This is a genomic window from Pollutimonas bauzanensis (genome assembly GCF_040393045.1).
GTDB classification, from domain to species: domain Bacteria; phylum Pseudomonadota; class Gammaproteobacteria; order Burkholderiales; family Burkholderiaceae_B; genus Pollutimonas; species Pollutimonas bauzanensis_A.
Genome location: NZ_JBEBUX010000010.1, coordinates 42,851 through 53,894 on the forward strand (window position 1 = coordinate 42,851; position 11,044 = coordinate 53,894).

General features: G+C 55.3%; 9 protein-coding genes. 5 read left to right on the forward strand and 4 right to left on the reverse strand.

Annotated features, from left to right (window positions below; genetic code table 11):
* Positions 1-10: 10 nt before the first annotated feature.
* The 3 genes from rlmH to ABWO67_RS03045 are packed head-to-tail and all read left to right on the forward strand — an operon-like array spanning position 11 to position 2,589.
* Positions 11-481 carry a 23S rRNA (pseudouridine(1915)-N(3))-methyltransferase RlmH gene (rlmH, locus tag ABWO67_RS03035; protein WP_353147314.1) on the forward strand — a complete coding sequence of 157 codons (471 nt, stop codon included), beginning with the start codon at positions 11-13 and terminating at the stop codon, positions 479-481.
* Between the two features lie 27 nt (positions 482-508).
* Entirely contained in the window at positions 509-1,948 is a 1,440-nt protein-coding gene (gene pyk, locus ABWO67_RS03040; RefSeq protein ID WP_353147316.1) for a pyruvate kinase, read from the forward strand.
* Between the two features lie 23 nt (positions 1,949-1,971).
* Entirely contained in the window at positions 1,972-2,589 is a 618-nt protein-coding gene (locus tag ABWO67_RS03045) for a Maf family protein (protein ID WP_353147319.1), read from the forward strand.
* A gap of 1 nt (position 2,590) precedes the next feature.
* Here the strand turns inward: ABWO67_RS03045 and ABWO67_RS03050 are convergent, their stop codons facing one another.
* From ABWO67_RS03050 to ABWO67_RS03065, 4 genes are read right to left on the reverse strand one after another with little or no spacing between them, the layout of a single operon-like run.
* Positions 2,591-4,141, reverse strand: a complete 1,551-nt coding sequence (locus tag ABWO67_RS03050) for a tripartite tricarboxylate transporter permease (RefSeq protein ID WP_353147322.1) — start codon at positions 4,139-4,141, stop codon at positions 2,591-2,593.
* Between the two features lie 24 nt (positions 4,142-4,165).
* Positions 4,166-4,681, reverse strand: coding sequence for a tripartite tricarboxylate transporter TctB family protein (locus ABWO67_RS03055; RefSeq protein WP_353147324.1), 516 nt, complete (start codon positions 4,679-4,681; stop codon positions 4,166-4,168).
* A 14-nt stretch (positions 4,682-4,695) separates the two neighbouring features.
* A complete protein-coding gene (locus ABWO67_RS03060) occupies positions 4,696-5,718 on the reverse strand; it encodes a Bug family tripartite tricarboxylate transporter substrate binding protein (RefSeq protein ID WP_353147326.1) in 1,023 nt (340 codons plus the stop codon).
* 35 nt (positions 5,719-5,753) lie between these two features.
* Complete coding sequence (locus ABWO67_RS03065) at positions 5,754-6,959, reverse strand: pyridoxal-phosphate-dependent aminotransferase family protein (RefSeq protein ID WP_353147329.1); 1,206 nt, start codon at positions 6,957-6,959, stop codon at positions 5,754-5,756.
* Between the two features lie 218 nt (positions 6,960-7,177).
* Here ABWO67_RS03065 and ABWO67_RS03070 point away from each other — a divergent pair, with 218 nt between their 5' ends.
* Positions 7,178-7,906 (forward strand): GntR family transcriptional regulator, encoded by a 729-nt coding sequence (locus ABWO67_RS03070; RefSeq protein ID WP_353147332.1) that lies wholly within the window; start codon positions 7,178-7,180, stop codon positions 7,904-7,906.
* A 42-nt stretch (positions 7,907-7,948) separates the two neighbouring features.
* Positions 7,949-10,978 (forward strand): FAD-binding and (Fe-S)-binding domain-containing protein, encoded by a 3,030-nt coding sequence (locus ABWO67_RS03075; protein ID WP_353147335.1) that lies wholly within the window; start codon positions 7,949-7,951, stop codon positions 10,976-10,978.
* Positions 10,979-11,044 lie beyond the last annotated feature (66 nt).

The window sequence follows — 11,044 nt, forward strand, 5'->3', positions numbered from 1 at the left end:
AGGCGGCGCCATGAAGTTGATCGTCGTCGCCGTTGGTATGCGCATGCCCAACTGGGTTGAAACCGCCTGGGACGAGTACGCGCGGCGCCTGCCCTCTGACTGCGCGCTGGAACTGAAAGAAGTCAAGCCAGAACCGCGAACATCAGGTAAGACGGCTGCACAAATGATGCAAGCGGAAGCGCGCCGCATTGAAGCGGCCATACCCCCGCAGGCCATGCGCATTGCTCTGGATGAACACGGCAAAGATATGGACACCATGGGTTTGGCCCGACAGCTGGAAGGCTGGCGCGGCAGCGGCCAGGATATTGCTTTCCTGGTCGGTGGCCCGGATGGCCTTGACGCGGCACTCAAGCAAAGCTGCAATGGGCGTCTGCGCCTGTCGTCGCTTACCCTGCCCCACCCTATGGTACGGGTAGTATTAGCCGAGCAGTTGTACCGAGCCTGGGCTATCATGACCGGTCATCCCTACCACCGCGCCTGATGGCGCAACACATGGATCAATGCTGTCATGACCAAACGCCGCACAAAAATCGTAGCGACTTTAGGGCCTGCGAGCTCTAGCCCTGAAAAAATCGAAGCGCTCATCCTTGCTGGCATGGATGTCGCACGTCTGAATTTTTCACATGGCAACGCCGAAGACCATCGGCAGCGAGCGCATCTGGTCCGGTCACTAGCCGAAAAGCATGGCAAGTACGTCGCCATCATGGGCGACTTGCAAGGCCCGAAAATCCGTATCGCCCGCTTCAAGGATACCCGGGTCACACTGAATGTTGGACAGCCCTTTACCCTATCCAACCGCCATCCGGCGGAAGAAGGCGACGAACACATCGTGGGCATTGACTACCCCAGCCTGGTGCAAGATTGCCACCCTGGCGACGAGCTGCTGCTGGATGACGGGCGTGTGGTGTTATTGGTAGAGAACGTAGACGAGCATGCCGTCCATACAGTGGTAACGGTAGGCGGCCCGCTATCCAACAACAAAGGCATCAATCGGCGCGGCGGCGGAATTTCAGCGCCAAGCCTCACAGATAAAGACCGCGAAGACATCAAGATTGCGGCTGAACTCGAGATGGATTATGTCGCGGTGTCATTTCCACGCTATGGCCACGACATCGAAGAAGCCCGCCAATTGGTGGTGGCAGCGGGCAGCAATGCATGGATTATCGCCAAGATAGAACGCGCCGAGGCCGTGGCCGATGATCTCGCCCTGGATGCCATCATCAAAGTCAGCGACGGCGTCATGGTGGCGCGCGGCGATCTGGGTGTAGAAGTAGGCGATGCGCGCCTCGTTGGAATTCAGAAGCGAATTATTCAGCACGCTCGCACGCACAATAAACTGGTGATCACGGCCACTCAAATGATGGAATCTATGATCAACAGCCCTTTGCCGACACGAGCGGAAGTGTCTGACGTGGCCAATGCCGTGCTGGACTATACCGATGCCGTCATGCTGTCGGCCGAAAGCGCATCAGGGCAGTATCCGGTAGAAGCAGTAACCGCGATGGCCAGGGTTTGCCTGGGTGCCGAACAGGAACCAACCACAACACGTTCGCAGCACCGCTTGGGCGAGACCTTTACACGCTGCGATGAAACCATCGCACTGGCAACCATGTATGCAGCGAATCACTTCCCCGGCGTCAAGGCAATCATCAGCCTGACAGAAAGCGGCCATACACCGTTGATCATGTCGCGGATACGTTCTGGCGTCCCGATTTACTGCTATACGCGCCACGCAGATACGCAGCGGCGGGCAGCCATGTTCCGCGGGGTGTATACGGTCGCGTTCGATGCCGCCCAGCTGGATCCGGCACTGGTCAGCGATGCAGCCATTGAAAAACTGAAAGAGCAATCTCTGTTGCAAGAAGGCGACTGGATCATTCTTACCAAGGGTGATTTCTTCAGCGATAGCGGCGGCACCAATGGCATGAAGATACTCAAAGTCAGCTAAGCCTCTACTGCATCTGCCCTTTTATGACACTCCCCATCATTTATCTGGCGTCGGCCAGCCCGCGCCGTCACGAAATCCTTATGCAAATGGGCGTGGGGCACGAAATATTGACCGTGCCGGCGCCCGAGGGTGAAGATGAACCCCGGCTGGCAAATGAAGCGCCGGAAGTTTATGTACTTCGCACCGCCCGTGAAAAGGCGGTTCGTGCCCGGCAATGGTTGAAGGCCCAGTCCCCAACGGCGGCAACGTCTTTACTGGATGCCGAGCGGCCAGTGTTGTCAGCCGACACCACGGTAATTTTAGGCAACGATATTTTAGGTAAACCCGCCAATCAGGATGATGCATGCCGCATGCTGGCACGGCTATCCGGGCAGACCCATTCCGTCCACACCGCTGTGGTGCTGGCGCACGGCGATCAGCTGCTGGAAGATGTTTCCATTACCCAGGTCCGGTTCAAACCACTGTCAACGATAGAAATCGAAGCCTATTGCGCTTCCGGCGAGCCTATGGGCAAAGCCGGTGCATATGGCATACAGGGTAAGGCGGCCGTGTTTATTGAACATATCGCAGGCAGCTACACCGGTGTCATGGGCTTGCCGGTGTTTGAAACCTGGCGGCTGTTAAACGCCCTGGCCTCCTGAGTCATTTGCCAACTGGCGTATCGACATGATCGGTACGACCGACTGAAGCCTGACCGCCCGCCATCCTGCGCGCAGAGCGCCACAGCCAGGGGATAAGCGGCCAGAACAGCATGACCAGCGCCAACGTGGTTATCGTCCCAACCAGTCCGTTCGACCAGAATACATGCAAACCGGTATCAGGTCCCAGCATGGATTGACGGAATGCATCTTCCATGCGGTCGCCCAGCACCAGTGCCAGAATCATGGGAGCCAAAGGGTAAGACAGCTTTTTCAGCACATAACCCACTACCCCGAACAGCAACATAAACCAAACATCCAGCATCGCGCTATGCACGGAATAGGCGCCAATAGCGCACACAACAATAATAATGGGCGCAACAATAGCAAAGGGAATACGCAGAATCGCTGCAAACAGGGGCACGGTGCTAAGCACCAGAATCAAGCCCACAAAATTGCCCAGATACATACTGGCGATCAGCCCCCAAACAAATTCTTTCTGTTCGACAAACAACAACGGCCCTGGCTGCAGGCCCCAAATCATCAAGCCGCCCAACAACACCGCTGCCGTCGCCGAGCCAGGAATACCAAGCGCCAGCATAGGCAGCAAGGCAGACGTTCCCGACGCATGGGCTGCCGTTTCAGGCGCAATGACGCCTTCTATTTCGCCGGTACCGAACTTGTGCCCATTACGCGAAAACCGCTGTGCCAGCCCGTAACCCATGAACGATGCCGCAGTGGCTCCGCCCGGCGTCACGCCCATCCAGCACCCTACCAGAGTGCTGCGAACCAGCGTCATCCAGTATTTCGGCATTTCCTTCCAGGTTTGCAACACCACTTTCAGATTGATCTTTCCGTTCTTGCCCTCGAACGCCAAGCCTTCTTCCATGCTGACCAGAATTTCGCCAATCCCGAACAAACCAATGACCACCACCAGGAAGTCAACGCCGCGCAACAGTTCGGACCAGCCAAACGTCATCCGCAGCCCGCCGCTGATGGTATCCATGCCGATTGCCGCCAGGCCAAAACCCAGCATCATGGATATCACTGTCTTGAAGGGCGTCTTCTTGTCGGTTCCGACAAAGCTGCAAAAGGTAAGCAGGAACACTGCAAAGAATTCAGGCGGACCGAACCTGAGCGCAAACTTGGACACCAGCGGCGCCAGGAAAGTGATCAGCAACACGCCCGACAACGCGCCGAAAAAGGATCCGGTAAAGGACGCCGTCAGCGCATTCCCCGCCTTGCCTTGCTGGGCCAGCGGATACCCATCAAAGGTAGTTGCCACCGATGAGGTCTCGCCCGGGATATTGAACAAGATCGACGTGATCGCCCCTGCAAACAAGGATCCCCAATAAATGCATGACAGCATGATAATGGCGGACGTCGGCGGCATGGTAAATGTAAGCGGCAACAGGATCGCAACACCGTTGGGCCCACCAAGCCCAGGCAACACACCGATGATGACTCCCAGTACCAGACCGATCAGCATCATGCCGATGTTGTACCAGCTTAATACGGTGGCAAACCCATGAAATAACGCATTGACTTCATCCACTTGGCAATTCTCCTGCCGTTGGTTTCAATAACCGAATAAGGCCTCGAGCGGACCTTTGGGTAGCGGCACCATGAACTGAATCTCAAACATCCAGAACAACAGCAGGTTGACGCCCACGCTGATCAGTATCGTCTTAAGCCAGTTGATCTTGCCCAGCACACGCATGAAAGCTGCAATAAAAAATACAGAGGCAAGGTAAATGCCAAGAAACTGTATTGCCAGCACATAAAGCGCTGTCGGCAGCAACACCATCAGCACCAGCCTGAATCTGGCCCAACTGACAAAAACCGTGTGATTGCGTTGCTTGCCGAATAACGACTTGAGCAACACGGCCAGCCCTGCTATGCACAAGATAAGGCCGATATGAAAAGGGAAGTAGCCCGACTCGGGCCCATCTGCTGCCCAGCTTGAACCGATACGGTGGTTGTCCACCATCATGACGACGCCAATCGCAAAGATCACGACTGCTGTTATGGCATCGACGACGCTATAGGACAACCCGCCTCCCGGCGGGCTATCGCCTGTTTGCTCGTGCTTCATTCAGGCCCCCTGCATTATTTCTTGCTGGCCAGTCCGGCCTCCTGCATCAAGGCCTTGTGCTTAGCCTCGTCCTTTTTCAGGAACTCCACATAATCGTTGCCAGTCAGGTACTGCCCATTCAACGCCTGCTTGGCCAGATAGTCTTTCCACTCTTGCGTTTCGACCACTTTCTTAAGCAGATCGGCGTAATACGTAACCTGCTCGGGTGTCGTATCGCTAGGCAGGAAAAAGCCGCGCAACATCTGATACTGAACGTCGTAGCCGGCTTCCTTACATGTGGGAATATCGCTCCAGGACAGGTCTTTAGTGACTTTTTCTTTATAGACCATGCGTTCATCGGAGAATACGCATAAAGCACTTATTTGACCGGCACGCCATTGAGCGATATTTTCACTGGGGTTATTGACGTTGGATTGGGTATGTTTGCCTACCAACTGGGTGGCCGCTTCGCCGCCGCTTTTATAGGGCACGTAGGTAAATTTGACGCCCGCCGCTTTTTCCAGTGCAACGGTGATGATTTGGTCTTCACGCTTGGCGCCCGTCCCGCCCATTTTGAAAGAACCTGCTGGCGCGGCTTTCACGGCCTTCAGGTAATCTGCCGCAGTCTTGTAGCCATCTTCGGCGTTGGTCCAGAGCAGGAATTCGTCTTGCGCAATCATGGCAACCGGATTCAGATCGGTCCAGTTAAACGGTAAATCGACAGCGATAGGCAATGTGTAAATAGCAGAAAAAGCAACCATCAGCTTATGCGGATCACCCTTGGAAGCTTTGGTGTCCATAATGCCTTCGGCCCCGCTCGCTCCGCCCTTGTTCAAGACCAGCGTGGACTGCTTCATCAACTTATGCTTGAGGATGATGCTTTGGATCGTCCGGGCCATTTGGTCGGAAGCGCCGCCCGCCCCGGCGGGCACAATGATTTCGACCGTTCGTGTGGGTTCCCAGGCGGCATGGACGGGAGCCATGCCAAAGCAGGCCAGTACAGCCAGCGACGAAAGCAAATAGGTTTTTCTTGGTAGCCTGCGAGTTAGATGCTTCATGTGGTGTCTCCTCCGGTTGGTGCTACGAAAACGGTCTACGCAGCTCGCGTCAAGGCCGCCGTACTTGATTCACTCAGGTAATCCATGGCTGCTTGCACCCCGCCTTTTTTATGCGGTATTGCCGACATTTCCAAGCCCATTTCGACACCTGCCAACGTGCCGCATAAAGTCAGCTCGTTCAGGTCCCCAAGATGGCCGATCCGAAAAACCTTATCGGACAGTTTGCTTAGCCCCTGACCCAGCGACATATTGAAGTGTGTCAGAACAGTCTTTCGAAATGCATCGGCGCTATGGCCATCAGGCATGACCACCGCAGTCAGCGCGGAACTGTATTCGTCCGGGTTCAGGCATAGGATCTCCAGCCCCCAAGCGCGTACCGCTCGCCGCGTTGCTTCTCCGAAACGATCGTGCCTGGAAAAAACATTATCCAGCCCTTCGGCAAACAACATTTCCAGGGCTTCATGCAGCCCATACAACAAGTTGGTAGCTGGTGTGTACGGGAAGTAGCCCGTCGGATTGATGGCAAGCATTTCCTTCCAATCCCAGTACGAACGCTGCAGCGTCGCGCTACCGGACGCCGCCAGCGCCTTGGCGCTGATTGCATTGAAAGACAAGCCCGGAGGCAACATCAAACCCTTTTGCGACCCGGCAACCGTTACATCGACGCCCCACTCATCATGGCGATAATCCATGGAGCCCAGCGAGGAAATCGTGTCAACGAGCAGCAAAGCGGGATGCCCACTGCTGTCGATGGCCTTGCGCACCGCAGCAATATTGCTGGTGACACCAGTCGCGGTTTCGTTATGGACCGCGCAGACCGCTTTGATTTGATGTGCCGTGTCGGCCTTTAAGCGCGCTTCGATTTGTGCGGCATCAATGCCATGTCGCCAATCGCCCGCCATAAACTCGACCTGCAATCCGAGTTTGCTGGCCATTTTTTTCCAAAGCGTCGCAAAATGGCCGGTTTCAACCATCAGCACATGATCGCCGGACGACAAGGTATTGACCAATGCCGCTTCCCACGCGCCAGTTCCAGATGCGGGATAAATCACCACATCCGCCTTGGTCTTGAACACCTTCTTCATTCCTGCCAATACTGACTTGCCCAGCTCACCAAATTCTGGACCACGATGATCAATGGTGACATTGTCAATGGCACGCAGCACACGGTCGGGCACATTGGTGGGACCAGGAATCTGCAGAAAATGACGCCCGGACGGATGGGAATGCAACGGAATCATGGATAGCCTCACGCGTTACTTGGTATACAAGATACAAATTTCAGTGAATAATAAACAGTAAGCGGGCAGTAGGCAAGCATAATTTATGCTGCATCACAGTATAAAACTGAACAAAATTAGCTTACAATTAAGCGAATAGGAGTGTTTTCCATAGAGTGCTGCTATATATACGCTTTGCTTGCACGACAAGCAATCATCCCCCTTGTTTTGTATACCAAATGAAATTCGAACAATACGCCAGCGCGATCGACGCATCATCAACAACAGAGGCCAACACCGCCTCGCCGGTTGATCGGCGCACTCTACCTACAGCAGTCGCCGCCAGCCTGCGTGAAATGATTATTGAAGGCGCACTCCCCGCCGGCACGCGGCTGAACGAACGCGCCTTATGCGACCAACTTCAAGTGTCGCGTACACCGCTACGCGAGGCATTCCGTCTCCTTGCCGCTGACGGTCTCGTTCAGATCCAGCCGAACAAAGGCGCCCAGGTTATTGCCTTATCCGAAAAAGACATCCGTGAAAGTTTCGAAGTCATGGGCGCCCTTGAAGCGCTTTCCGGCGACCTTGCCTGCCAACATATTACTGATCAGGAAATCGCCGAAATCCAGGCTCTTACCTTTGAAATGCAGGCCTGCCATGCCCGCCGCGATCTTCCTGCTTATTACCACGTCAACCGCGAGATTCATGACCGCATCAATGCCGCGGGAAAAAATCAATTGCTATCCCAGGTTTACACCACGATCAATCTTCGTCTGCAAAACCTGCGCTTTCGCTCCAACTTGAACCACGAAAAATGGGACAAGGCCATGCTCGAACATATCGACATGGTCAACGCCCTGATCGCACGGGATGGCGCCCGGTTGGCGTCCATCATGCGCACCCACCTCAAACGCAAAGGCGAAGCCGTGCTCGAAGGCCTGAAGCTCGGATCGTCCAGCCCCCCTTGACCCAGCTTGACCGCATCAAGCGAGACCTGAAGCAGGAACCCGATGAACGCTCCTTTAACTCAGCAGTCTGTACTTCACTCAACCACAGACCTGAAAGAATTCGCGGCTCGCCTGCAGCTTGAGGCGGAAGGCGAGGTCTTATTCGATAGAGGCTCCCGAGGGCGTTACGCTACCGATGCCTCCATTTACCAAATCGAGCCGTTGGGCGTACTGATTCCCAAAAGCATCGACGACGTACGGGCAGCGCTCAGCTTGTGCCGGCAATTCAATATTCCCCTATTGGCGCGTGGCGCCGGCACATCGCAATGCGGCCAAACCGTTGGCGCAGCCTTGGTCATCGACAACAGCAAGTATTTGAATGCCATCAGCGACCTTGACCTTGACGCCATGACCGTCGCGGTTGAGCCAGGCACGGTGCTTGATCACTTGAATGCCTGGCTGAAGCCACATGGCGTGTGGTTTCCGGTCGACGTCAGCACCGCAGCGCAGTGCACACTGGGCGGCATGGCCGGCAATAACTCCTGTGGATCGCGGTCGATCGCCTATGGCAACATGGTGCATAACGTGCACAGTATCGATGCCCTGCTGTCTGATGGCACCGAAGCCGTTTTCTGCGACGAACGGCACATGCAGAGTCAAGGACCACGGATCACCCAGATCTTGAAAGGCCTGCACACAATTGCCGAGCGCGAGCAAGAACAGCTTCAACTCCAAGTACCGTCAGTCATGCGTCGGGTCGGGGGTTATAACCTCGACATCTTTCACCCGCAAAGCGAAAGGCCTTATAGCGCTGATGGCAGCGTCAACCTGGCACATCTTCTGGTTGGCAGCGAAGGCACACTCGCCTACTCAAAAAAAATCACACTAAAGCTCGCCCCGCTACCAGCCAACAAAACGCTGGGCGTCGTCAATTTCCCCAGCTTCTATCAGGCAATGGACTTAACCCGCCATATCGTCAAGCTGACACCTTGCGCGGTAGAGTTGGTGGATCGCACCATGATAGATCTGGCCCGCAGCAACCCTGCGTTCAGGCCGGTAATAGATAAAGCGATCATAGGCGAACCTGAAGCCATTTTGCTGGTCGAATTTGCCGGCGAATCCAAGGCGGAACAGCTTGGCAAACTAGCCGAACTCGTCGAATTGATGGGAGACCTGGGGCTGCCAGGATCCGTCGTCGAGATGAGCGACGCCGCCGCCCAGAAATCATTATGGGAAGTGCGCAAGGCTGGTTTGAACATCATGATGAGCATGCGCGGCGACGGTAAGCCGGTTTCCTTCATCGAAGACTGTGCAGTGCCGCTGGAACATCTGGCCGAGTACACCAGCAAACTGACCGAGGTATTTCAGAAGCACGGCACGCGAGGCACTTGGTATGCCCACGCATCGGTAGGCACGCTGCATGTACGCCCCATTCTGGACATGCGTGCCGGCGGCGCAGAAAAAATGCGTGCAATCGCCCAGGAAGCCGCCGAGCTGGTGCGTCAATACAAAGGGGCCTTTTCAGGCGAACACGGCGACGGCCTGGTACGTAGCGAATGGGTGTCATGGCAATTCGGCCCACGGTTGACCAAGGCATTTGAAGACATCAAGGATCTCTTCGACCCCGACGGCCTGATGAACCCAGGCAAGATCGTCCGTTGCAGCAAAATGGATGACAAGTCCCTGTTCAGGTTTGCGCCTGGGTATAAAACCATCGCCTTCATGCCGGCGCTGGACTGGTCCGCCTGGAACGTAAGCAATGACCCAGCTACTGACACGACCACAGCGCCAGGAACCGGAGGCGACCCTACGCATGGATTCTCCAAAGCGGTTGAAATGTGCAACAACAACGGCCATTGCCGCAAGTTCGATGCCGGCACCATGTGCCCCAGCTACCGCATTACGCGGGATGAACAGCACTTAACCCGCGGACGTGCCAATACTTTGCGTCTGGCGCTATCGGGCCAGTTGGGCCCTGATGCCTTCACGTCCGATGAAATGCGGGAAACGATGGACTTATGTGTCAGTTGCAAAGGCTGTAAGCGCGACTGCCCCACTGGCGTGGACATGGCCAAAATGAAGGTTGAATTTCTTTATCAATGGCAGCGCAAACATGGACTTAAATTCAAAGACAGGCTTATCGCGACATTGCCCCATTGGGCCCCGTGGGCAGCCCGCATTCCTTTCCTGTTCAATCTGCGGGACACCATTCCCGGTGTAGCCGCGTTGACCGAACGCTATCTCGGATTTTCCGCAAAACGCGCCTTGCCAAAATGGCGCAGCGACACCTTCTTGAAGCACGCCGATACGACCGACGCCGAAACAGCCGATGTCGTGCTATTTGCCGATACCTTCAATAATTATTTTGAATCCGAGAATGCACGCGCGGCTTACAAGGTGCTTCAAGCCGCTGGCTACCAAGTGCATATTGCCAAACCGCTGGCAAATGACGCAACCCCCAAAAGGCCACTTTGCTGCGGCCGTACGTTCTTGGCGGCAGGCATGGTCGACGAGGCAAAAAAGGAAGCTCGCCGAGTGGTAGAGGCGTTGCAGCCTTTCGTAAGCCGCGGCATTCCAGTCGTCGGCCTCGAGCCATCTTGCCTGTTGAGCCTGCGTGATGAATTCCTGGTAATGGACCTGGGCGACGACGCGCAGCGTCTGGCAAGCAACGCTTTTCTTTTCGAAGAGTTCCTGGCGCGTGAAGAGGTGACCGCAAGACTGAAACCTAAGTTAGGCCCGCTGCCTGAAAAACGTGCGTTACTACACGGGCATTGCCATCAAAAGGCATTCGATGCCGTAAGACCCATACAACAAGTGTTGGCGCTGATCCCAGAACTAAAAACAGAACTGATCGAGTCCAGTTGCTGCGGCATGGCCGGCAGCTTCGGTTATGACGCAAGTCATTATGATGCTTCGATGAAGATGGCTGAACTTTCGTTGCTGCCGGCTATTCGCAAAGCGGAGCCTGGCACACTGCTGATTGCGGATGGAACCAGTTGCCGTCATCAGATAGCAGATGGCCTCGCGCATGACACGGTTAACAATCGTGCTCTACATGTAGCCTGTGTGCTGGAGCGCGCACTGATATCTTGATTGAGTCGCGGTATCCCTTACCGCGTGCGTATCGAGCGCGCAAACAAAAACCCCCAGCCTTTTTAA

Coding starts and splice junctions, on each gene's coding strand:
- ABWO67_RS03055 (WP_353147324.1), bottom strand. CDS start 4,681: ATGAAGCACGAGCAAACAGGCGATAGCCCGCCGGGAGGCGGGTTGTCC.
- ABWO67_RS03070 (WP_353147332.1), top strand. CDS start 7,178: ATGAAATTCGAACAATACGCCAGCGCGATCGACGCATCATCAACAACA.
- rlmH (WP_353147314.1), top strand. CDS start 11: ATGAAGTTGATCGTCGTCGCCGTTGGTATGCGCATGCCCAACTGGGTT.
- ABWO67_RS03045 (WP_353147319.1), top strand. CDS start 1,972: ATGACACTCCCCATCATTTATCTGGCGTCGGCCAGCCCGCGCCGTCAC.
- ABWO67_RS03065 (WP_353147329.1), bottom strand. CDS start 6,959: ATGATTCCGTTGCATTCCCATCCGTCCGGGCGTCATTTTCTGCAGATT.
- ABWO67_RS03060 (WP_353147326.1), bottom strand. CDS start 5,718: ATGAAGCATCTAACTCGCAGGCTACCAAGAAAAACCTATTTGCTTTCG.
- pyk (WP_353147316.1), top strand. CDS start 509: ATGACCAAACGCCGCACAAAAATCGTAGCGACTTTAGGGCCTGCGAGC.
- ABWO67_RS03075 (WP_353147335.1), top strand. CDS start 7,949: ATGAACGCTCCTTTAACTCAGCAGTCTGTACTTCACTCAACCACAGAC.